The 20,775-nt window shown below is 56.4% G+C and carries 22 protein-coding genes and 1 tRNA gene; 14 read left to right on the top strand and 9 right to left on the bottom strand.

All coding sequences use genetic code 11. From position 1 onward, the window contains the following. Nucleotides 1-11: 11 nt before the first annotated feature. Nucleotides 12-614: a DUF1788 domain-containing protein gene (locus ACW9E7_RS01410; protein ID WP_058675377.1), complete on the bottom strand. Its 603-nt coding sequence runs from the start codon at nucleotides 612-614 to the stop codon at nucleotides 12-14. Next, the gene (locus ACW9E7_RS01405; RefSeq protein ID WP_058675378.1) at nucleotides 611-1,228 is read right to left on the bottom strand and encodes a DUF1819 family protein; all 618 of its coding nucleotides are present in this window, start codon (nucleotides 1,226-1,228) and stop codon (nucleotides 611-613) included. Before ACW9E7_RS01405 ends, ACW9E7_RS01410 begins: the two co-directional genes overlap by 4 nt. Nucleotides 1,229-1,444: 216 nt before the next feature. Between ACW9E7_RS01405 and ACW9E7_RS01400 the strand changes: the two genes are divergently transcribed. Further along, nucleotides 1,445-1,846: a hypothetical protein gene (locus ACW9E7_RS01400; protein ID WP_131775249.1), complete on the top strand. Its 402-nt coding sequence runs from the start codon at nucleotides 1,445-1,447 to the stop codon at nucleotides 1,844-1,846. Nucleotides 1,847-2,060: 214 nt separating this feature from the next. Here the strand turns inward: ACW9E7_RS01400 and ACW9E7_RS01395 are convergent. The 4 genes from ACW9E7_RS01395 to rraB form a co-directional block, all read right to left on the bottom strand. Then, nucleotides 2,061-2,145, bottom strand: a tRNA-Leu gene (locus ACW9E7_RS01395). 106 nt (nucleotides 2,146-2,251) lie between these two features. Continuing rightward, nucleotides 2,252-2,974, bottom strand: a complete 723-nt coding sequence (locus tag ACW9E7_RS01390; protein ID WP_458727125.1) for a topoisomerase II — start codon at nucleotides 2,972-2,974, stop codon at nucleotides 2,252-2,254. Between the two features lie 30 nt (nucleotides 2,975-3,004). Continuing rightward, on the bottom strand, nucleotides 3,005-3,763 hold the full coding sequence (gene miaE / locus ACW9E7_RS01385) for a tRNA isopentenyl-2-thiomethyl-A-37 hydroxylase MiaE (protein ID WP_003862942.1): 759 nt from the start codon (nucleotides 3,761-3,763) through the stop codon (nucleotides 3,005-3,007). A gap of 46 nt (nucleotides 3,764-3,809) precedes the next feature. Next, nucleotides 3,810-4,235: a ribonuclease E inhibitor RraB gene (gene rraB / locus ACW9E7_RS01380; RefSeq protein ID WP_014882320.1), complete on the bottom strand. Its 426-nt coding sequence runs from the start codon at nucleotides 4,233-4,235 to the stop codon at nucleotides 3,810-3,812. 99 nt (nucleotides 4,236-4,334) lie between these two features. On the opposite strand from rraB, the gene argL reads away from it, so the two are divergent. From argL to ACW9E7_RS01360, 4 genes are all read left to right on the top strand, one after another. Further along, nucleotides 4,335-4,430, top strand: coding sequence for a putative translational regulatory protein ArgL (gene argL, locus ACW9E7_RS01375; RefSeq protein WP_213014347.1), 96 nt, complete (start codon nucleotides 4,335-4,337; stop codon nucleotides 4,428-4,430). After that, nucleotides 4,400-5,404: an ornithine carbamoyltransferase gene (gene argF, locus ACW9E7_RS01370; protein WP_010427327.1), complete on the top strand. Its 1,005-nt coding sequence runs from the start codon at nucleotides 4,400-4,402 to the stop codon at nucleotides 5,402-5,404. Before argL ends, argF (ACW9E7_RS01370) begins: the two co-directional genes overlap by 31 nt. A 264-nt stretch (nucleotides 5,405-5,668) precedes the next feature. Next, the gene (locus tag ACW9E7_RS01365) at nucleotides 5,669-6,031 is read left to right on the top strand and encodes a CHAP domain-containing protein (RefSeq protein WP_221702848.1); all 363 of its coding nucleotides are present in this window, start codon (nucleotides 5,669-5,671) and stop codon (nucleotides 6,029-6,031) included. A gap of 1 nt (nucleotide 6,032) precedes the next feature. Then, on the top strand, nucleotides 6,033-6,485 hold the full coding sequence (locus tag ACW9E7_RS01360) for a DUF3828 domain-containing protein (RefSeq protein ID WP_458727124.1): 453 nt from the start codon (nucleotides 6,033-6,035) through the stop codon (nucleotides 6,483-6,485). Between the two features lie 196 nt (nucleotides 6,486-6,681). Here the strand turns inward: ACW9E7_RS01360 and ACW9E7_RS01355 are convergent, their stop codons facing one another. Further along, nucleotides 6,682-7,134 carry a YhcH/YjgK/YiaL family protein gene (locus ACW9E7_RS01355; protein ID WP_458727123.1) on the bottom strand — a complete coding sequence of 151 codons (453 nt, stop codon included), beginning with the start codon at nucleotides 7,132-7,134 and terminating at the stop codon, nucleotides 6,682-6,684. Nucleotides 7,135-7,809: 675 nt separating this feature from the next. Here ACW9E7_RS01355 and arcA point away from each other — a divergent pair. From arcA to ridA, 9 genes are all read left to right on the top strand, one after another. After that, nucleotides 7,810-9,030 carry an arginine deiminase gene (gene arcA, locus ACW9E7_RS01350; RefSeq protein WP_008501384.1) on the top strand — a complete coding sequence of 407 codons (1,221 nt, stop codon included), beginning with the start codon at nucleotides 7,810-7,812 and terminating at the stop codon, nucleotides 9,028-9,030. A gap of 10 nt (nucleotides 9,031-9,040) precedes the next feature. Then, nucleotides 9,041-9,952: a carbamate kinase gene (gene arcC, locus ACW9E7_RS01345; RefSeq protein ID WP_458727122.1), complete on the top strand. Its 912-nt coding sequence runs from the start codon at nucleotides 9,041-9,043 to the stop codon at nucleotides 9,950-9,952. A 26-nt stretch (nucleotides 9,953-9,978) separates the two neighbouring features. Then, on the top strand, nucleotides 9,979-10,983 hold the full coding sequence (argF, locus tag ACW9E7_RS01340; RefSeq protein ID WP_008501386.1) for an ornithine carbamoyltransferase: 1,005 nt from the start codon (nucleotides 9,979-9,981) through the stop codon (nucleotides 10,981-10,983). 47 nt (nucleotides 10,984-11,030) lie between these two features. Beyond that, on the top strand, nucleotides 11,031-12,434 hold the full coding sequence (locus tag ACW9E7_RS01335) for a YfcC family protein (protein ID WP_063412732.1): 1,404 nt from the start codon (nucleotides 11,031-11,033) through the stop codon (nucleotides 12,432-12,434). 80 nt (nucleotides 12,435-12,514) lie between these two features. After that, nucleotides 12,515-12,994, top strand: a complete 480-nt coding sequence (locus tag ACW9E7_RS01330) for an arginine repressor (protein ID WP_043951733.1) — start codon at nucleotides 12,515-12,517, stop codon at nucleotides 12,992-12,994. Between the two features lie 100 nt (nucleotides 12,995-13,094). Beyond that, a complete protein-coding gene (locus ACW9E7_RS01325) occupies nucleotides 13,095-13,199 on the top strand; it encodes a pyrBI operon leader peptide (RefSeq protein WP_022646880.1) in 105 nt (34 codons plus the stop codon). 34 nt (nucleotides 13,200-13,233) lie between these two features. After that, the gene (gene pyrB, locus ACW9E7_RS01320; protein ID WP_014830458.1) at nucleotides 13,234-14,166 is read left to right on the top strand and encodes an aspartate carbamoyltransferase; all 933 of its coding nucleotides are present in this window, start codon (nucleotides 13,234-13,236) and stop codon (nucleotides 14,164-14,166) included. A 12-nt stretch (nucleotides 14,167-14,178) separates the two neighbouring features. Continuing rightward, nucleotides 14,179-14,640: an aspartate carbamoyltransferase regulatory subunit gene (gene pyrI / locus ACW9E7_RS01315; RefSeq protein ID WP_014830457.1), complete on the top strand. Its 462-nt coding sequence runs from the start codon at nucleotides 14,179-14,181 to the stop codon at nucleotides 14,638-14,640. 74 nt (nucleotides 14,641-14,714) lie between these two features. Further along, nucleotides 14,715-15,101 (top strand): 2-iminobutanoate/2-iminopropanoate deaminase, encoded by a 387-nt coding sequence (gene ridA / locus ACW9E7_RS01310; protein ID WP_006810315.1) that lies wholly within the window; start codon nucleotides 14,715-14,717, stop codon nucleotides 15,099-15,101. A 50-nt stretch (nucleotides 15,102-15,151) separates the two neighbouring features. Here ridA and ACW9E7_RS01305 read toward each other — a convergent pair whose 3' ends face one another. Continuing rightward, nucleotides 15,152-17,536 (bottom strand): beta-N-acetylhexosaminidase, encoded by a 2,385-nt coding sequence (locus ACW9E7_RS01305; RefSeq protein ID WP_458727121.1) that lies wholly within the window; start codon nucleotides 17,534-17,536, stop codon nucleotides 15,152-15,154. A 210-nt stretch (nucleotides 17,537-17,746) separates the two neighbouring features. Continuing rightward, nucleotides 17,747-20,455, bottom strand: a complete 2,709-nt coding sequence (gene mgtA, locus ACW9E7_RS01300) for a magnesium-translocating P-type ATPase (RefSeq protein ID WP_458727120.1) — start codon at nucleotides 20,453-20,455, stop codon at nucleotides 17,747-17,749. Between the last annotated feature and the right edge of the window lie 320 nt (nucleotides 20,456-20,775).

Raw genomic sequence — 20,775 nt, 5'->3', positions numbered from 1 at the left:
GCTGTCGTCTTTTAACGAGGAGTCAAAGTCGCCGCAGGTCCGGTTTCTGGTACCAGTCTGAAGGCGCGGTAATAGTTACGCGAGTTAATGCCTGAGAGTGGAGAAAGATCATATCCACTGTAGGTGCCAGGATAGAACATCAGCAGTGGTGTAAACCCCATCACGTCCTGAAGTGCGCTCATAAGCTCATGACCGCGAACCAATGGCCAGGCGTTACCGAGGCCCGTCAGAATGACAAATTGCTGTGCCGGAAGATCGACCGTACGCGCAATATATTCCGCGATTTTTTTTTGGCTTAGTGGGGCTGCCAGATGCTTTTTCAGTGTCTCAAGGCCAAGCTCAGGCTCCCGCTGGCAGATACGGTCAAAGAGCTTACGTTCTTCAAGCATATCGATGATAACCTGGAAGATATTGAGTGTTTTATAGGTATATTTTTTATCCAGTTTTTTGAATAAAAAGTGTAAATACTCGCGGACCTGAAGCTCCTGCTTCGCCGGATAGTCAAAGATCCAGAAGCCAATCTCGTTGCCGGAGCCTTGGTTTTTCAAAAAACGATCGTCGCCGATACGTTCTTCTAACTGTTTTAAACGATATTCAAGGATCGGATCATTCATGCTTTACCCTCCAGAACAGGAAGCAATTCGGCTTTGTTTAAACGATGCAAGGCCGTTGCAACATCTGGTAGAAGGAAAACGTTTTGTAAGTTCCGGCGGCGTGGGCTATCCAGGTAACCTGCTTCTGCAAGCGCCTTAATCAGATTGTTACCCATTTTTTGGATAGATGAATCAGAGAATGCAGCCAGCTCCGGGTGCAAACGAAGATTCTCATCCACAAAATCACCCCAGCAATTTAAACCAAGCTTTTCTTTAAACTGTTGGCGAGCCGGATTTACGACATCAGCAATAAACTCCGCAACAACTGGCGACTGTATCATCAACGCAACCAACAGCATCTGCAGACGTTCGCTTTCACTGCCATTAGCAATCAGTTGCCAACACTCACGATCCAGGGTCATTAATCGCAGCCTTAAGGTTCTGGCATAACGATTTGCGGTACTGGTGGAGGATGCCTGAAGAATATTTTCATTGATTATTTGCTGCTGCCAGGTCGTTTCATCTGGCTCAGATAGCAACAGCTCAGCAATGGTTCGGCTCTCTCGGACCATCAACGAACCGCCCAGCAGATCGCCAATCCAGCGTTTGTCATTTTTTTTCATGGTGTTTGTCATCAAAAATCCGGAATGCTGCTCGCAAAAAATCAAGTAATGATTGTAATCGGCCCGCAGGTGATATGCCATGGTTAAGACCCGAACAATGATGTGATTTATTGATGCAGATTATCGACTGATCCTGATCATAGATTTAGAGCGTAATTTCCGGTTTGATGCCTTCACGAAAGTCTCGTATTGAGTGAGTTTATGGATCGTAACCAGAGGTAAACTACAATGTCGAAAGTAAATAATCCGGGATTTGTCTTGTCACCTTACTCGCAGAAGAAAATCCTCAAGGCACTAGGAAGTCGCCAAGAAAAGACGGACGCTACAGCTAAACGGCATGGAAAACCGACCCGCTATAATATTGCAACCAGCGATTATGATAATCTTGTCAGCGGTGAGCACGGTCCGCTGATCCTGAAGGTCAGAAGGGGGAAAATCGTTACAGAAAAACATTACTGTGCCGAATGCCACAGCTACATCAGCCCAATCAGGGCATATGCCGACAGCAACTATGGGAAAGTGCATCTTTGTACACCTTGCCATCTTGCAGCGTTCAACCGTAGCTTTGGACACGCGGATGCTATGCCGCTCAAGCTGGACCATGCTCATGCACATAGGGGAAAGTGGTAACGATAATATTGCCAGGGAATTGTTAAGCGTCCTGTTTAACATTTTGCTTTTCAAACTCAGCAGGGAAAGAACCAGTTATATGCAGAATGTTCAAGCAATATCGATTGTTATTTATCACCAATAAATTCGATTTTATTACGTTTGGTGATGAGTAAATTTAGATGAATATAGACACAAAAAAAGCCGCCCTTAAGCGACTTTGATTTGCATCTTTTGGTGCCGAAGGCCGGACTCGAACCGGCACGTATTTCTACGGTTGATTTTGAATCAACTGCGTCTACCGATTTCGCCACTTCGGCACTGAAGGGGATGCGGAAACGTTGTGGATTATACCTGTCGCGCGCCGCCATGCAAGCGACGACGCGCTAAACCCGCGCTAAGTGCCCAAAAAACCAGCGCCCTTCGTCAGTCCAGCTCAGACACCGCCAGCCGAATCACCCCTGCCGCCTTCTGCTCCGGCAGCGCCAGCACCTTCGCCCACATCTCCTGCACCATATCGCAGGAGAGCTTCTCTTTGCCCGCCGCCTTCTCCGGCATCTGCAGCAGCTGGATGTCCTCGCCGTACTTATCGGCAAGTTGCTTCATAATCGGCCGCACATCCTCGACGGCCGCCTCGCGTTCGGCCGGGGTCACGGTGTGGCGGTTTTTGCCGTAGGCCGCGCGCATCATGTCGGCGTCGGCCTGCATGCGCCGCGTCATCAGGTCTTTATCCAGCATGCGCATCGGGTTGATGCCGCCCTTCACCATCGGGTAGAGGAAGCGGAAGCAGGCGTCGTCGCTCACCTTCTGGATAGCGGCGGTCTGCTCCATGTTGATGGTCATGTAGTTCACCACGTTGGCGTCCGGGGCGTTTTGCAGGCGCGACATCTGCAGATGCAGGATCTGCGGCTGGATGGTGTCGATAATCTGCTGCTCCGGCTCGCCCGCTTTTTGCAGGGCGGCCATCTGGTCGAGGATGCGCTGATGCAGCGCGGGCTCCTGCTCCTTAATCACCTGCCAGGCGGGCATCGCGTTAAGGGCGTTATCCATCTGCCGTTCCGGGGCGCGCTGCCTGTCGAAAAACACCCAGAACGCCACGGCGGCAGCCGCAATGACGACAATCACAATACGGGTCCACGTTTTATTCATCTCGCATCCTTATCCTTGAGTTATGCCGGTTTACACCGGCACGCCGCTGTGGAAGCGAAACTCGTTGTCCGGTGTCGAGATAAGTGTGGCTTCAATTTCGCCAAAAAGCTTTATGCGCGGTGAGATATCGTCGTCGCTCACCTGCTGGGCCAGCGTCAGGTAGTCCTGATAGTGGCGCGCTTCCGAGCGCAGCAGCGAGAGATAGAACTTCTGCAGGTCGTCGTCGAGGAACGGGGCCAGCGCGGCGAAGCGTTCGCAGGAGCGGGCTTCGATGTAGGCGCCGCAGATGAGCTTGTCGATCAGCGTCAGCGGCTCGTGGGTGCGTACTTCCTTCAGCATCCCTTTGGCGTAGCGGCTGGCGGTGATTTTGACGTACGGAATGTCGCGGGCCAGCATCGCCTCGCGCACCTGCCAGAAGTGATGCAGCTCCTCTTTGATCAGCAGCACCATGCTGTCGATAAGCGCCTGGCCCCACGGATCGTCGGTTTTGGGCATCACGCTTTTGCCAATCTGCCTGTGCAGGGCGATGAAGTCCGGCTCCGGGCCGTCGCGGAAGGTGAACTGTTCGTAGGGCTTGAGCCAGTCGAGCAGCGCGTCGGCACCGCTTTCGTCGGCGACGTATTTACGCACCAGCAGCAGCGCGGTCTGGGCGGCCTTGAGCTCGCACACCATGTGGTCGGTGAGCAGCAGCGGCAGGTTCGCCGGATCGCGGGCTTTATCAATCCATGCTTGCGGGGTCGGGCACTGGAGGAAGTTGAGTACGGGGGCGAGTATCTGCGGGTAATCCATGGTTCTGCCTTGAAAAAGCGGTGGCGCGCGCCACCGCCTGAAACGCTTAGTGACGCACGCCGTCGTCGTCTTCGTCGACGTAATCTTCGTCGTCGCCTTCTTCGCCGTCTTCACCGTTCGGATCTTCGAAATAGGTTCCCCAGCCGTCGTATTCCACTTCAAACTTCTCGGCCAGGTTCATCAGCTGTTCAACCTGCGCGTCGATCAGCTCCGCCTTCAGCGCGCCTTCGCTCAGGATGTCGCAGCAGATGACGGTGTCGCCCTCTTCCACTTCCAGCTCTTCCGGCTCGGTCACTTCGTAACCCAGCTTGAAGGCTTCCACGGCCATTTTTTCCAGCGCGTCGAAATCATCCGCAGAGAAATGATGCTCAATAGTGTACAGCGCGTCCGGATCGCTACCGTCTTCCAGCAGCTCTTCAATAATCAGACGCGTCTCTTCGCGTTGCTCTTCCAGGTGTTCCGGGTTTGCCATGGCTCAATCCTCTTTAAAGTGCGGCAGATACTTCTATTTTCACACACGGACGGGTTTGCCTCCACCTTTGTAAGAAAGAATTGTGAAACGGGGTTGCAAATGAATAATTACACATATAAAGTGAATTTTAATTCAATAAGTGGCGTTCGCCATGTGAGGATAAAATGTCTGATCTGTACAAGAAACACTTTCTGAAATTGCTCGACTTTACCCCTGCACAGTTCACTTCTCTGCTGACCCTTGCCGCACAGCTCAAAGCCGATAAAAAAAATGGCAAGGAAGTACAGAAGCTTACCGGTAAAAACATCGCGCTCATCTTCGAAAAAGACTCGACCCGTACCCGTTGCTCTTTCGAAGTTGCCGCATTTGACCAGGGCGCGCGCGTCACGTATTTAGGGCCGAGCGGCAGCCAGATTGGGCATAAAGAGTCAATTAAGGACACCGCGCGCGTGCTCGGGCGGATGTACGACGGCATTCAGTATCGCGGCCACGGCCAGGAAGTGGTCGAGACGCTGGCGCAGTATGCGGGCGTGCCGGTGTGGAACGGGCTGACCAACGAGTTCCACCCGACGCAGCTGCTGGCGGACCTGCTGACCATGCAGGAGCACCTGCCGGGCAAGGCGTTTAACGAGATGACGCTGGTCTACGCGGGCGACGCGCGCAACAACATGGGCAACTCGATGCTGGAAGCGGCGGCGCTGACGGGGCTGGATCTGCGCCTGGTGGCTCCGAAGGCCTGCTGGCCGGAAGAGAGCCTGGTGGCGGAGTGCAGCGCGCTGGCGGAGAAGCACGGCGGGAAAATCACGCTGACGGAAGACGTGGCGGCGGGCGTGAAGGGCGCGGACTTTATCTATACCGACGTGTGGGTGTCGATGGGCGAAGCCAAAGAGAAGTGGGCGGAGCGGATTGCGCTGCTGCGTGGGTATCAGGTGAATGCCCAGATGATGGCGCTGACCGGCAACCCGGACGTGAAGTTCCTGCACTGTCTGCCGGCGTTCCATGACGACCAGACCACGCTCGGCAAGCAGATGGCGAAGGAGTTCGACCTGCACGGCGGGATGGAGGTGACGGACGAGGTGTTTGAGTCGGCGGCGAGCATCGTGTTCGACCAGGCGGAAAACCGGATGCATACGATTAAGGCGGTGATGGTGGCGACGCTTGGGGAGTGAGCCTCTCTGTTACCTTGAGATGGTGATTATCTGCTGAATTATTTTTCAGCAGATAATCATTTCCAGTTTACGCGCAAAAAAATCATTTTACTGACGCATCCTCAGATAAGCATCAACCATAATATGTATTTATAATTTTATTAACCATTATTTATTAGATTGATGATGGTTAATATTAGATTATTATCAATTACAAACCATTGTAAATATTCGGTGTAATGTTTCCTTATTACTACGTTTAGTTAATAAAATAAGGATTATTTTATGTCATGGAATAAGCATGAAGCTGTGTCATATGCCCGCAGCCACGCACATCATAACAGTACGGGTTACTGCGCTCGCGCCGTCGCTGCAGCTATTCGTGCCGGAGGTTTGAAAATTGATGGTGCTGATGCAAAAAACTTCTGGCGCTCTCTTGAGAAGGCAGGATTCAGCAAGGTGTACGGCACACCCATTGAGGGTGATGTCGCAGTAATTGACGCATTACCAGGTGCGCATCAGAATGGGCATGCATGTATCTACGACGAATCGGGTACCTGGTATTCAGATTTTAAACAGAACAGCCTTTATCCCGGCCAGACATATCGGAAGATACAGCCAAAAATCACCCTTTACAGGCACTACTGATATGAAAAATATCTTACTGCTTCTCTTCATATTTTCTTTCTCTGTAATGGCTGGCCACTCTGACCCGATTGAGCGTGCTGTAAAATTTAACAGCTGGTACATTAATCAAATCAACAAAGATGCATTTCCCATTACTGATGGAAACGAAATAGATAAATATGTCACAGCATCAACAATGAAAAAACTCCGTCATACGCAGGCTCCGCGTTATGCCGACGAAGAGTTTTACGAAGCCGATATGTTTTTAAAAGCGCAATACGTTGGCGATGACTGGCCCCAGAATGTAACAGCCATAGCCGGGGATACTGATCCAGTTTGTGTCAACGTATACATTGCATTTGGCAAAAAGCAGGAGCACGTAGTCATAGACTGCATGGTTAAAGAAAACAACTTATGGAAGGTACAGTCAGTTTCTAATGCGGATTTTTCAAGAAATCTGGCTATCGCAAAATGAGCCAAACGACGTACTAACAATGAAATTGATTTGGTGCGCTCTTTTTGCCGGGTGACGCTACGCTTACCCGGCCAACCTTATTCCGCGATATCAATTAACTACGCAATCCCTTGTAGGCCCGCAAATCAGGCGGCGATGCGGCCTGATGCCCGCACCCTAACCCTCTACCTGTAGGAGAGGGCTGGGATGAGGGGTCTTACTCCACCAGCATTTTCACCACAACCTTACGCACCTGCGCCGGCGCGCCCACCGCGCACAGCGGCTTATGCACCTCACCCGGCCAGAACGCCACAAAATCCCCTTCGCTCAGCACCACGGTTTTCTCCTGCTCGCCTTCCGGCAGGAAGGCGATATCTTTATCCGCCAGCCAGTCGGTGTCCGGCGTGCCGGGCGGCAGGGTGCTGAAGGTCATCCCTTCCAGACCCTTCATCACGATCTGAATATCCAGATAGCGCGCGTGGTACTCGGCGCGACGCTCGGCGAACGGCTGGGTCGTGTCTTCGGAGACCAGATAAAACAGACTGTTGCCGTTGATGTCGTGCTTGCCGAGCGGCGTCGCGTCGGTGACGTGAGATTTAACGTGCTCGATGGCCTGTCGCAGTTCGTCAGGCAGCCAGGAGTGCAGATGGTGGATGTTGCCGATAATCATCAGAAAACCCTCGATATAAAACAACGTTTCATTTTTATCTTTTATACGAGAATCCTGGCTGCCATACCAGTCCTTTTTAGGCGGGATTTGCGCGAACGCATGTTTATCGGGAATGGTGTTAATTTGCTGTTAAGCCTTCGCAGGCATTTATGCAGTCATTATGCATATCTTCAGTTCTTCGTTATCACGGCCTTGCGCTAACTTACTGATCATCATGCCTTAACAACAAAACTCGCTACCGCTTCACATTTTAGCACTTTGATAATTTGCTATTAAATTCAATAAATATTTATTGATTTTCCTTAAGCCAAAAATAGTTAATTAGCAATATTGCATAGCCATTCCACACAAACCATAAAAACAATTAAAATCAATAGCTTAACAAAATATTTCAAAGCATGAAATTCTACAAAACACTAACAACTGCAAATAATGACAACGGATAGTGCTTAGCTATTCACCTCGCCAGAATAGCCAATTAATCATTATCTGATGCGAATCATGCAAATGAAAACAAACCGCTTAATATCCATTTTCGCGTGAGCAATATCACAATACGGATTATTTAACTGCCTAGTATGAACCACGAAATCAATTGAGCTTAGCCGCCATGCAATTAAATACATGACATGGCGCATGCCCTTTTTATTCTGAAAAACAGTTAAAGGAATAATTATGGAAAAGCATTACGTCGGTTCTGAAATTGGTCAATTGCGTAGCGTTATGCTGCACCGCCCAAATTTAAGTCTGAAACGCTTAACGCCATCAAACTGTCAGGAGCTGCTATTTGATGACGTGCTCTCGGTTGAGCGGGCGGGTGAGGAGCATGACATCTTCGCCAACACGCTGCGCGAGCAGGGGGTGGAAGTCCTGCTGCTGACCGACCTGCTGACACAAACCCTTGATATCGCTGAGGCGAAAGCCTGGCTGCTGGAGACGCAAATCTCTGACTACCGCCTCGGCCCAACCTTTGCTGGCGACGTGCGCGGCTGGCTGGCGGATATGCCGCACCGCGAACTGGCGCGCAGACTGAGCGGCGGATTAACCTACGGCGAAATTCCGGCGGCCATTAAAAATATGGTGGTGGATACCCACACGGCGAATGATTTTATTATGAAGCCGCTGCCGAACCATTTATTTACCCGCGATACCTCGTGCTGGATTTATAACGGCGTCTCTATTAACCCAATGGCCAAACCAGCCCGTCAGCGTGAAACCAATAACCTGCGGGCAATATATCGCTGGCACCCGGCGTTTGCCGACGGCGATTTTATTAAGTATTTCGGCGACGAGAATATTAATTACGACCACGCCACCTTAGAAGGCGGCGACGTACTGGTGATTGGCCGCGGGGCGGTATTGATCGGCATGTCCGAGCGCACGACGCCGCAGGGCGTGGAGTTCCTCGCTAACAGCCTGTTTAAGCACCGCCAGGCCGAGCGCGTGATTGCCGTTGAGCTGCCCAAACACCGCTCCTGTATGCACCTCGACACCGTCATGACCCACATCGACGTGGACACCTTCTCCGTCTACCCGGAAGTGGTGCGCAAGGACGCCCAGTGCTGGACGCTTACCCCGGACGGACGCGGCGGCCTGCTGCGCACTCAGGAAACCGACCTGCTGCACGCCATCGAGAAAGCGCTCGGCATTAACCAGGTGCGCCTGATCACCACCGGCGGCGACGCCTTTGAAGCCGAACGCGAGCAGTGGAACGACGCCAACAACGTGCTGACCATCCGCCCGGGCGTGGTGATTGGCTACGAGCGCAACGTCTGGACCAACGAGAAGTACGACAAAGCGGGCATCACCGTGCTGCCCATCCCTGGCGACGAGCTCGGACGCGGTCGCGGCGGCGCGCGCTGCATGAGCTGCCCGCTGGAACGCGACGGAATTTAAAGGAGCCATCATGGAACGAAAACCCACTCTGGTTGTGGCCCTTGGCGGCAACGCGCTGCTCAAGCGCGGCGAGCCGCTGGAAGCCGAAATCCAGCGCCAGAACATCGAGCAGGCCGCGCTCACCATCGCCGGATTAACAGAACAGTGGCGCGTGGTGCTGGTGCACGGCAACGGGCCGCAGGTCGGGCTGCTGGCGCTGCAGAACAGCGCCTACGACAAAGTCACACCCTACCCGCTGGACGTTCTCGGTGCCGAAAGCCAGGGAATGATCGGCTACATGCTTCAGCAGGCGCTGAAAAACAATCTGCCGCAGCGCGAGGTGAGCGTCCTGCTCACCCAGGTGGAAGTGGACGCCGCCGACCCGGCCTTCAGCAACCCCACCAAATACATCGGCCCGGTGTACAGCGAAGCCCAGGCAAAAACGCTGGCCGCAGAAAAAGGCTGGGTGTTTAAGGCCGACGGGAGCTACGTCCGCCGCGTGGTGCCGTCACCGCAGCCGAAACGCATCGTCGAGAGCGACGCCATCACGGCGCTGATCCAGCGAGATCACCTGGTGATCTGCAACGGCGGCGGCGGCGTGCCGGTGGTGGAACACGCCAACGGCTATCGCGGCATTGAGGCAGTGATCGACAAAGACCTCTCCGCCGCCCTGCTGGCGCGCCAGATCGAAGCCGATGCCCTGCTGATCCTCACCGACGCCGACGCGGTGTACCTCGACTGGGGCAAACCGACCCAGCGCCCGCTGGCGCAGGTGACGCCGGCGCTGCTCAGAGGCATGCAGTTCGACGCCGGATCGATGGGGCCAAAAGTGGCCGCCTGCCGCGAGTTCGTTGAAGCCTGTAACGGCATTGCCGGGATCGGCGCGCTGGCCGACGGCGCGGAGATCCTCGCGGGCGAGAAAGGCACGTTGATTCGTAACTGAACACTCATTTTAAAAAGGATTTACCCATGACCATCAACCTGAAAAACCGCAACTTCCTCAAACTGCTGGACTATACCCCGGCGGAGATCCAGTACCTGATTGACCTCGCCATCGAGCTCAAGGCCGCCAAAAAAGCCGGGCGCGAGAAGCAGACCCTGGTCGGGAAAAACATCGCCCTGATCTTTGAAAAAACCTCCACCCGCACCCGCTGCGCCTTTGAAGTGGGCGCGTTCGATCAGGGCGCGCAGGTGACCTATCTCGGCCCAAGCGGATCGCAGATTGGCCATAAAGAGTCGATGAAAGACACCGCCCGCGTGCTGGGCCGCATGTACGACGGCATCGAATACCGCGGCTATGGTCAGGCCATCGTCGAAGAGCTGGGCGAGTACGCGGGCGTGCCGGTGTGGAACGGCCTGACCGACGAGTTCCACCCAACGCAAATTCTCGCCGACCTGATGACCATGCTGGAGCACTCCCCGGGCAAAACCCTGCCGGAGCTGAGCTTTGCCTATCTCGGCGACGCGCGCAACAACATGGGCAATTCCCTGATGGTAGGCGCGGCCAAGATGGGGATGGATATCCGCCTCGTCGCGCCGAAATCCTTCTGGCCGGAAGCGGGGCTGGTTGAACAATGCCGCGCCATCGCGAAAGAGACGGGCGCGCGCATCACCCTCACCGACGACGTGGAAGAAGGCGTGCAGGGGACCGATTTCCTCTACACCGACGTGTGGGTCTCCATGGGCGAGCCGAAGGAAGCCTGGGCCGAGCGCGTCAGCCTGATGAAGCCGTATCAGATTAACGCGCAGGTGATGAAGGCCACCGGCAACCCGAACGTCAAATTCATGCACTGCCTGCCGGCATTCCACAACGAGCACACTAAGGTGGGCCGCGAAATCGAGATGGCCTACGGGCTGAAGGGGCTGGAGGTGACGGAAGAGGTCTTTGAATCACCAAACTCTATTGTCTTCGACGAAGCAGAAAACCGTATGCACACCATAAAAGCCGTCATGGTGGCGACACTCGGCGACTAATCACCGCCCGGCGCGCCACGGGGTGCGCCGGGGTTCAGGAGAACATCATGGGCAAGTTTAAGTTTCCCTCCGCTTACACCATTCTCTTTTTTCTGATTGCCGTCGTGGCCGTGCTGACGTGGATTGTGCCGGCCGGGCAGTACCATATGGCAATGAACGAGGCGCTCGGCAAGGATGTGCCGGTTGCCGGAACCTACGCGCACGTGGCGGCCCACCCGCAGGGGCTGGTTTCCGTCCTGATGGCTCCCATTGCCGGGCTGTACGATCCGGAGTCCGGCCAGGCCGGGGCGATCGACGTGGCGCTGTTTATCCTGATCATCGGGGGATTTCTCGGGATCGTCACTAAAACCGGGGCGATCGACGCCGGGATCGAGCGCGTCACCACGCGATTACGCGGGCGTGAAGAGTGGATGATCCCGATCCTGATGGCGCTGTTCGCCGCAGGTGGGACCATTTACGGCATGGCCGAAGAGTCACTGCCGTTCTACACCCTGCTGGTGCCGGTAATGCTGGCCGCCCGTTTTGATCCGGTTGTCGCGGCCTCCACCGTGCTGCTCGGCGCGGGGATCGGCACACTCGGCTCCACCATCAACCCCTTCGCCACGGTGATCGCCGCCAACGCCGCCGGGATCCCCTTCACCAACGGGATCGCCCTGCGCGTGGCGCTGCTGGTCATCGGCTGGATCATCTGCGTGGCGTGGGTAATGCGTTACGCCCGTAAGGTGCGCCAGGATCCGTCTCTCTCCATCGTCGCAGACAAACAGGAAGAGAACCGCGCCCATTTCCTTGGCAACAAGGGGGAACAGTCGCTGGAATTTACCCCGGTGCGCAAAATCATCCTGGTGATTTTCGCCCTCGCCTTCGCGGTGATGATTTACGGCGTGGCGGTGCTGGGCTGGTGGATGGCGGAGATCTCGGCGGTGTTTCTCGCCAGCGCCATTATCGTCGGCCTGATCGCCCGCATGAGTGAAGAGGAGCTGACCTCGACGTTTATCAACGGCGCACGAGATTTGCTGGGCGTCGCGCTGATTATCGGTATTGCCCGCGGTATCGTAGTCATCATGGATAAGGGCATGATTACCCACACCATTTTACACAGCGCGGAAGGGCTGGTCAGCGGGTTGTCCACGGTGGCGTTTATCAACGTGATGTACTGGCTGGAGGTGGTGCTGTCGTTTCTTGTGCCTTCTTCATCCGGCCTGGCCGTTCTGACGATGCCGATCATGGCACCGCTTGCCGATTTCGCTAACGTCAACCGCGACCTGGTAGTCACGGCTTACCAGTCAGCCTCCGGTATCGTTAACCTGGTGACGCCCACCTCCGCGGTGGTTATGGGCGGGCTGGCTATCGCCCGCGTGCCCTACGTGCGCTACCTGAAATGGGTGGCGCCGCTGCTGGCGATCCTGACGGTGGTGATCATGGTGGCGTTAAGTCTGGGGGCATTGTTGTAATTTGCCGGATGGCGCTGCGCTTATCCGGCCTACGGATCGGTGCGGTGCCACCGGTTATTTCGGGAACTAATATGGGAACTATGATGGATTACGAAGAGTACTCTCCCAAAGAGCAACTGCAGCTTACGGTGTGCCAGCGTCTGATCGCGGAAAAGAGCTATCTCTCCCAGGAAGAGATTCGCCGCGATTTGCAGGAGCGTGGTTTTGAGACCATCAGCCAGTCCACCGTTTCACGTCTGCTCAAGTTGCTTGGTGTCATAAAAATTCGAAATGCCAAAGGGCTAAAGATTTATTCGTTGAATCCTCTTCTGCGCCCTGCCCCCGACGCCGCGCGTACCGTTTCCGAAATGGTGGTCAGCGTGGAGCATAATAGCGAATTTATCCTTATTCATACCGTGGCCGGATATGGCCGCGCGGTGGCGCGCATTCTGGATTATCACCAGTTACCGGAAATTTTAGGCGTGGTTGCCGGAAGCAGTATTGTCTGGGTCGCCCCCCGGGTGGTGAAGCGTACCGCGCTGGTGCATAAGCAAATTAATTATTTACTCAGAACGCATTAATATTCATAAAGAACCGTTTGCATTGAGTAAAGCGTGCATTAAATTGCTTGATCCGGACATCGGGGTGCGTATAATGCCCGACAATTTGCCGGGAGGAAGCATGGTCAAGCGTGTTCGACATAACGTCTTACCGCGTCTGAAATCAGACGCTGGCCTGCCGTTTTTCTTCCCGTTGCTAAACCTATTCCCAGAGCCCCTCATTTGAGGGGCTTTTTTTTGCCCGGCGTCAGGAGATAAACATGAATCCGCTTTATCAAAAACACATCATTTCCATAAACGACCTCAGCCGCGAAGAGCTGGAACTGGTTCTGGAAACCGCGGCAAAACTGAAGGCCAATCCGCAACCGGAGCTGCTGAAGCACAAGGTGATTGCGAGCTGCTTCTTTGAAGCCTCGACCCGCACCCGCCTCTCCTTTGAAACCTCCATGCACCGCCTGGGCGCGAGCGTGGTGGGCTTCTCAGACAGCAGCAACACGTCGCTGGGTAAAAAAGGCGAAACCCTGGCGGATACCATTTCAGTGATCAGCACCTACGTTGACGCGATTGTAATGCGCCACCCGCAGGAGGGCGCGGCCCGTCTGGCGACCGAGTTTTCCGGCGGTATCCCGGTGCTGAACGCCGGTGACGGCGCCAACCAGCACCCGACGCAAACCCTGCTGGATCTGTTCACCATTCAGGAGACCCAGGGCCGTCTGGAAAACCTGAACATCGCCATGGTCGGCGACCTGAAATATGGCCGCACGGTTCACTCCCTGACCCAGGCGCTGGCGAAATTCAACGGAAACCGCTTCTTCTTCATCGCCCCGGACGCGCTGGCGATGCCGCAGTATATTCTCGACATGCTGGACGAAAAAGGCATCCCGTGGAGCCTGCACGCCAGCATCGAAGAGGTGATGGGCAACGTGGATATTCTGTATATGACCCGCGTGCAGAAAGAGCGTCTGGATCCGTCCGAGTACGCCAACGTGAAGGCGCAGTTTGTGCTGCGCGCCAGCGACCTCGAGGGCGCGCGCGACAACATGAAGGTGCTGCACCCGCTGCCGCGCATCGATGAGATCACCACAGACGTGGATAAAACGCCGCACGCCTGGTACTTCCAGCAGGCCGGAAACGGCATCTTCGCCCGCCAGGCGTTACTGGCACTGGTTCTGAATCGCGAATTGGCTCTGTAAGGGGAAACGACAATGACACACGATAACAAACTCCAGGTTGAAGCCATCAAACGTGGCACCGTGATTGACCACATCCCTGCGCAGGTCGGCTTTAAGCTGCTGACGCTGTTCAAACTGACCGAAACCGACCAGCGCATCACCATTGGCCTGAACCTGCCGTCAGGCGAAATGGGCCGCAAGGACCTGATCAAGATCGAGAATACCTTCCTGACCGACGAGCAGGTTAACCAGCTGTCGCTTTACGCGCCGGACGCCACGGTGAACCGCATCGACGATTACGACGTGGTGGGAAAATCACGCCCAAGCCTGCCGGAGCGGATTGAGAGCGTGCTGGTTTGCCCGAACAGCAACTGCATCAGCCACGCGGAGCCGGTTTCCTCCAGCTTCGCAGTGAAAAAACGCGCCGATGACATCGCACTCAAATGCAAATACTGCGAAAAAGAGTTTTCTCATTATGTGGTGCTGGCCAACTAATTGAGGTTGGTAAAGGATCCCGGCCTCCCTATAATGGCCGGGACTCTTAAATCAGCTGTTATTCTGGAGAAATCATGACCAAAGTACTCGCGACGGAAAATGCACCAGCGGCTATCGGCCCATACGTTCAGGGCGTTGATCTGGGTAGCATGATTATTACCTCTGGCCAGATCCCGGTGAACCCGAAGACCGGTGAAGTGCCAGCCGACGTAGCGGCGCAGGCGCGTCAGTCGCTGGAAAACGTGCAGGCGATCGTGGAATCCGCAGGCCTGAAAGTGGGCGATATCGTGAAAACCACCGTTTTCGTGAAAGATCTGAACGATTTCGCCACCGTTAACGCCACTTACGAAGCGTTCTTCACCGAGCATAACGCCTCTTTCCCGGCGCGCTCCTGCGTGGAAGTGGCTCGTCTGCCAAAAGACGTGAAAATTGAAATCGAAGCGATTGCGGTACGTCGCTAATTCGTTTTGGCGATAAAAAAGGCAGCCCGGGCTGCCTTTTTTGTTGCTTGCTACTGATTCCTCGTCGCCCTGAGCAGCGTCTCCAGCGGATAGACCGCCGCAATCACCACCTCGTCCTGAACCTTCGCCGCGTTATCCAGCTCGCTCTGAATCGAGGCTATCTCTTTATCATCCAGCGTGCCCTGGCGCGCCACCAGATCCGTCAGCCTCAGGCCAATGGAGGCCAGCTTATCCACCTCCTGGATCACCGGCCTCATCGCCTTCAGCTGATAGCTGTTTTCGCTTAACGCCAGCGCGTCGCTGGTATTGCTCTGCCAGCGGTTAAAGACGTGGCGCAGCGCGTCGGCGCTTTCCGCGTCTTCCGCATCGCTCACCAGGCGGTCCGCCCATTTGTTCATCTGGCGCACGGTGGCGCTTTCGACGTTCAGCGCATCGGCGAAGCGGTTGAGCGGTTCGAACTGATGATAGTTTCCCGCCTGGAACTTCAGGTGCTGGCGGGTGTAATACTGCGCGGGCTCTACCGCCTGAGCGAGGATCTGCAGCGGCAGCGTGTCGGCATTACCGGCAAGGCGCGTGAACTGCACCTGCTGCTGGGTATGCTGCTGCAGCCCGACCGACACCGTCGACCAGCTGTCCATCGCCTGCAGGCGAGTGTACATGTTATCGACGTCGTTGACGTCCTGCGCGGACCACAGCCTCTCCGCCACCGCGAAGGTGCGCGGCCACAGGCGGATATCCAGAACCGGCGCCACCACGTTTTCCGCCCACAGCGCGGCTTCCCCGCCGAGCAGGTTGGCCTGATTCGCCACGTCCGGCACGACGGGAGGAATGCCTTTCGGCACCGCGTCCAGACGCGTGCCGCTGATTGGGTAACGCGAATTCCCCACCAGGAAATAGCCGGTAAGCTTGTCGTTATCAACGGAGACCACCGGGCGCGTCTCGCCCATCCACGTATCGACGGTAAAGGTCACCTGACTGTCATTGCGCCATTCAATATCCTGCACCGCGCGGCGGGATTTCCCGGCAAAATCAATAAATCCGCGCCAGCCTGCGTCCCCTTTCACCAGCGTGAAGCTCCCCTCCACCGGCTTGCCCTTCAGGCGCGGCATGGAGAAGGCCCAGCTCTGGGCGCTGTCGGTGTCGGCTATCACGTCCACGCCGTTCAGCCCCTGCGGGACGATCTCGTTGCGGTAGTGATAGGCGGTGGACTGGGGCTGGTCGAGATAGAAACCGGTGGAGAGAATGCCCTTGTAGCCGTTCTGCGCCACCTGCCCCAGCGCGTCCTGCCCCTGCCAGGACTGGATCAGAATGCTTTTCGGCAGATCGGGATGGTAGATCTCATCCCAGCCGACCATCTGGCGGTGATGCTTCTCGAGGATCGTTTCCAGCCTGCGGTTAAAATAGGCCTGCAGCGCGTGGCTGTCCGCCAGCCTGTTGTCGCGCATGAAATTCTGGATCGCGGTATTCGCTTTCCACTGGCTGTCGTCGACCTCGTCACCGCCGATATGCAGATACGGATCGGGGAAGATCGCCGCCAGTTCGCTGACCATCGCGTCGGCAAAAGCGTAAGTTGCGTCTTTTGTGGGATCCAGCACCGGCTTCAGCACGCCCCAGTGGCGCTCCATGGCGTACGGCCCCGGGGCGCTCATCAGCTCCGGGTAGGCCACGGCAATCGCCGAGGCGTGACCCGGCATATCGATCTCCGGCACCACGCGGATACCGCGTTCGGCGGCGTAACGCACCACCTCGCGCATCTGATCTGGGGTGTAGAACAGCCCGTCGCTGGCAAGCTGCGTCAGCTTAGGGTAGCGCTTCGAGCTGAAGCGCCAGCCCTGATCGTCGGTTAAGTGCCAGTGCAGCACGTTGAGCTTCGCCGCAGCCATGCCGTCGATCTGGCGTTTGATATCCGGCAGCGGGATAAAGTGGCGTGCCGAATCGAGCAGCAGCCCGCGCCACGGGAAGCGCGGCGAATCTTCAATGGTAACCCACGGCAGAGAGGTTTTTTCCGCCCCGTTCTGCATCAGCTGGAGCAGGGTTTCCATAGCGCGCAGCGCGCCGAAGCGGGTGTTGGCGGAGATATTCACCCCGTTGGCGTCCACCGTGAGCTTATAGGTTTCATCGCTGTCCGGCAGCGGCTGCGGCTTGACCTTTTTGGCAACCGCGATGCGGATAGTCGGTTTGTCCGGCTTTTCAGCCTGCGGCTGCAGCGTCCAGCCGGTTTGCAGGGCGATACGCTGGCGCTGGCGGCTGACGGCGTCACCGAGATCGTCCCCGCTGACGCTAATGGATACGTTGTTGCTGAGCACCAGCGTGCCCTGAGTCGTCGGGCGTTCGACCTTCGCAGGCCAGGGCATTAAGGGGAGATCCCCTGCCGGGGCGGCAAAGGCAGAGGCGCCGAGCATCAGCCCGGCGGTTAAGAGACTGTACCGTAACATGAATGTTCCTTATCTGACGGGCCAAATAAAGGCAAAACATTCTGTTAACATGCGCTCAATTTGTCGTCAAGCGAATGCGCCGACGGAGATCACAGGTTGTTGAATTTGGGAGGAAAGCCAGTCCCCTCTCCCCAAAGGGGCGAGGGGGAAAGGCGGCACCGAGCGGTCCCCTCTCCCTTCCAGGGAGAGGGTTAGGGTGAGGGTAAAAAATTACTGCCACCCATACCGACGCGCATAGAACCCTTTCACCATCTGGGTCAGCACCATATAACCGGCGAGGATCGCCACCAGCCACGGGAAGTAGCTCAGCGGCAGCGCCTGCAGCTGCAGGTAGCTCGCCAGCGGTGAGAACGGCAGCGCGATGCCGAGCGCCATCACAATCCCCGTCATCACAATCAGCGGCCACGCGGCACGGCTCTGGATGAACGGAATGCGGCGGGTGCGGATCATATGCACAATTAGCGTCTGCGACAGCAGGCCTACCACGAACCAGCCGGACTGGAACAGCGTCTGATGTTCCGGGGTGTTGGCATGGAACACAAACCACATCAGGCAGAAGGTCAGGATGTCGAAGATGGAGCTGATCGGGCCAAAGAACAGCATGAAGCGCCCGAGATCTGCCGGGTTCCAGTGCTGCGGCTTCTGGATCTGCTCGTCGTCCACGTTATCAAACGGAATCGCCACCTGAGACACGTCGTACATCAGGTTCTGGATCAGCAGGTGCAGCGGCAGCATCGGCAGGAACGGCAGAAACGCGCTCGCCACCAGCACGCTGAAGACGTTACCGAAGTTGGAGCTGGCGGTCATCTTGATGTACTTGAGCATATTGGCAAAGGTACGGCGCCCTTCAATGACACCCTCCTCCAGCACCATCAGGCTTTTTTCCAGCAGAATGATATCCGCCGCTTCGCGGGCGATATCCACCGCCCCGTCGACGGAAATACCGATATCCGCCGCACGCAGCGCGGGCGCGTCGTTGATGCCGTCGCCCATAAAGCCCACCACGTGCCCTTCGCGCTTGAGCAGGGTGACGATGCGCTCTTTGTGCATCGGCGTCAGGCGGGCAAACAGCGTGGTACGCTGGGCAAGCTTCGCCAGCTCGTCATCAGAGAGATGTTCAATATCGCTCCCCACCACCACGTCGCCCGCGTCCAGCCCCACTTCATTGCACACTTTAGCCGCCACCAGCTCGCTGTCGCCGGTGAGAATTTTGACGGTAATACCGCTCGCCTTCAGCGCCTTCAGCGCCGGTGCGGTGGTCTCTTTCGGCGGGTCGAGGAAGGCGATGTAGCCCTCAAGGATCAGATCGGATTCGTCAATACGCTGGTAATCACCCTCGCGCGCGGGCAGGAACTTGCTCGCGACCGCCACGACGCGCAGCCCCTGACGGTTCAGGTTGTCGGTGACGCGCTTGATGCGGCGCAGCATGGTGTCGTCCAGCGGCACGATGTCGCCGTTATAGCGAACCTGCGTCGACACGTTGAGGATCTCATGCAGCGCGCCTTTGCAGATCAGCTGGTGGACGTCCGTCTGCTCGCTCACCACCACCGACATGCGGCGGCGCTCAAAGTCGAACGGGATTTCATCCACCTTCTGCCAGCGGCCGGAGAGCGTGCGGGCGGACTCTTCATCCACCCCTTCCAGCACCGCAACGTCGAGCAGGTTTTTCAGCCCGGTCTGATAATGGCTGTTCAGCCACGCGCTGTGAAGGACGCGCTCGCTGGTTTTGCCGGAGATATCGGTGTGGTTCTCCAGCACGATTTTGTCCTGCGTCAGGGTGCCGGTTTTATCGGTACAAAGGATGTCCATCGCGCCAAAGTTCTGAATGGCATCGAGGTGTTTAACGATCACTTTTTGTTTAGAGAGCTTCACCGCACCGCGCGCCAGCGTGGAGGTGACGATCATCGGCAGCATTTCCGGCGTTAAGCCGACCGCCACAGAGAGCGCAAACAGCGCCGCTTCCCACCAGTCTCCTTTGGTGTAGCCGTTGATCAGCAGCACGATCGGCGTCATCACCATCATAAAGCGGATCAGCAGCATGCTGACGCGGCCAATTCCTTTCTGGAAGGCGTTTGGCTCGCTCTCCTGCTCGCTGACGCGCCCGGCAAGCTGTCCAAACCAGGTGTTGCCCCCGGTGGCGGTGACAATCGCCTGCGCCGTACCGCTGACCACCGTGGTGCCCATAAAGCACAGGGTGTCGCACTCGAGCGGATTCATCTGCTGCGGGTCGCGGCTGCGCGCCACCTTTTCAACGGGCAGGGATTCCCCGGTAAGGGAGGCCTGCGCGACGAAAAGATCGCGCGCCTGGATGATGCGTAAATCCGCCGGGATCATGTCCCCCGCGGCCAGCTTCACCAGATCGCCCGGCACCAGCTGGTCGATAGGCAGCTCCACCCAGGCGTTTTCGCCGAGATCGTTAATCACGCGCGAGACGGTCGCGGTGTTGCTGACCATCGCCTTCAGGGCGTCAGCCGCTTTGGTAGAGCGGGCTTCCTGAATAAAGTTCAGCAGCGTGGAGATACCGACCATAAGGGCAATGACGCCTGCGGCAAACAGATCTTCCGTCGCGTAGGAGATGAGGCCGAGCACGGTCAGCAGCAGGTTGAACGGGTTGCGGTAGCAGAGCCACAGGTGCACCCACCACGGAGACGGCTTTTGCGCCGGAATGAGGTTATCGCCATGCACGGCGCGGATTTTTTCCACTTCTGACGCGTTCAGCCCTTCCGGGTGTCCGCCAAAGGCGCGCCAGACTTCGTTTTCATCCATCGCCGCCACGTTCAGGCAGCGTTCGGTCAGGGACGCGGGGATCGCCGCCCCCGCCATGTTTTTGGCATTAGGCAGCGGGTCGCGCTGAACAAGACGGTGTGGCAGGTGGCGGCTCAGCAGGGCCTGCAGCTGCCGGGTGATATTTTTAAACATAGTCATTCCTCCGCATCCGCGAATGCGGACGCAGCAATTCCTTCAGGCGTGGCAAAGCCGTACCTGAGAGGCACTTAATTTTTCAAGCAGGAACGTTTAAGACGTTGCTGCCTCACGCCGGTGAGACAGCAAAAGCTGGCTTACCGGAAAGAACGCATTCTCCCGTTCAGGAGAGGTGTGGGATCGGGATCCATGAAGCCTCCGGTAAGTAAAAAACAGGGTGTCGCCGCGCAGTCCAGGGATTTAGGCATACCCTTTATGACGATTCGGGCGGTATTATACCCCCCTGCAAATAAACCGAACGTAAACCAGACTTTGCC

This window comes from Enterobacter sp. H2G27, assembly GCF_054403075.1.
Note: the sequence above shows the minus strand (reverse complement) of the source record. Positions and strands in the feature narration are given on the sequence as shown.

Bases quoted from the DNA above. Each gene is read 5' to 3' on its own strand.
- ACW9E7_RS01410 (WP_058675377.1), bottom strand. From the start codon at position 614: ATGAATGATCCGATCCTTGAATATCGTTTAAAACAGTTAGAAGAACGT.
- ACW9E7_RS01405 (WP_058675378.1), bottom strand. From the start codon at position 1,228: ATGACAAACACCATGAAAAAAAATGACAAACGCTGGATTGGCGATCTG.
- ACW9E7_RS01400 (WP_131775249.1), top strand. From the start codon at position 1,445: ATGTCGAAAGTAAATAATCCGGGATTTGTCTTGTCACCTTACTCGCAG.
- ACW9E7_RS01390 (WP_458727125.1), bottom strand. From the start codon at position 2,974: ATGAATAAAACGTGGACCCGTATTGTGATTGTCGTCATTGCGGCTGCC.
- miaE (WP_003862942.1), bottom strand. From the start codon at position 3,763: ATGGATTACCCGCAGATACTCGCCCCCGTACTCAACTTCCTCCAGTGC.
- rraB (WP_014882320.1), bottom strand. From the start codon at position 4,235: ATGGCAAACCCGGAACACCTGGAAGAGCAACGCGAAGAGACGCGTCTG.
- argL (WP_213014347.1), top strand. From the start codon at position 4,335: ATGAATAATTACACATATAAAGTGAATTTTAATTCAATAAGTGGCGTT.
- argF (WP_010427327.1), top strand. From the start codon at position 4,400: ATGTCTGATCTGTACAAGAAACACTTTCTGAAATTGCTCGACTTTACC.
- ACW9E7_RS01365 (WP_221702848.1), top strand. From the start codon at position 5,669: ATGTCATGGAATAAGCATGAAGCTGTGTCATATGCCCGCAGCCACGCA.
- ACW9E7_RS01360 (WP_458727124.1), top strand. From the start codon at position 6,033: ATGAAAAATATCTTACTGCTTCTCTTCATATTTTCTTTCTCTGTAATG.
- ACW9E7_RS01355 (WP_458727123.1), bottom strand. From the start codon at position 7,134: ATGATTATCGGCAACATCCACCATCTGCACTCCTGGCTGCCTGACGAA.
- arcA (WP_008501384.1), top strand. From the start codon at position 7,810: ATGGAAAAGCATTACGTCGGTTCTGAAATTGGTCAATTGCGTAGCGTT.
- arcC (WP_458727122.1), top strand. From the start codon at position 9,041: ATGGAACGAAAACCCACTCTGGTTGTGGCCCTTGGCGGCAACGCGCTG.
- argF (WP_008501386.1), top strand. From the start codon at position 9,979: ATGACCATCAACCTGAAAAACCGCAACTTCCTCAAACTGCTGGACTAT.
- ACW9E7_RS01335 (WP_063412732.1), top strand. From the start codon at position 11,031: ATGGGCAAGTTTAAGTTTCCCTCCGCTTACACCATTCTCTTTTTTCTG.
- ACW9E7_RS01330 (WP_043951733.1), top strand. From the start codon at position 12,515: ATGATGGATTACGAAGAGTACTCTCCCAAAGAGCAACTGCAGCTTACG.
- ACW9E7_RS01325 (WP_022646880.1), top strand. From the start codon at position 13,095: ATGGTCAAGCGTGTTCGACATAACGTCTTACCGCGTCTGAAATCAGAC.
- pyrB (WP_014830458.1), top strand. From the start codon at position 13,234: ATGAATCCGCTTTATCAAAAACACATCATTTCCATAAACGACCTCAGC.
- pyrI (WP_014830457.1), top strand. From the start codon at position 14,179: ATGACACACGATAACAAACTCCAGGTTGAAGCCATCAAACGTGGCACC.
- ridA (WP_006810315.1), top strand. From the start codon at position 14,715: ATGACCAAAGTACTCGCGACGGAAAATGCACCAGCGGCTATCGGCCCA.
- ACW9E7_RS01305 (WP_458727121.1), bottom strand. From the start codon at position 17,536: ATGTTACGGTACAGTCTCTTAACCGCCGGGCTGATGCTCGGCGCCTCT.
- mgtA (WP_458727120.1), bottom strand. From the start codon at position 20,455: ATGTTTAAAAATATCACCCGGCAGCTGCAGGCCCTGCTGAGCCGCCAC.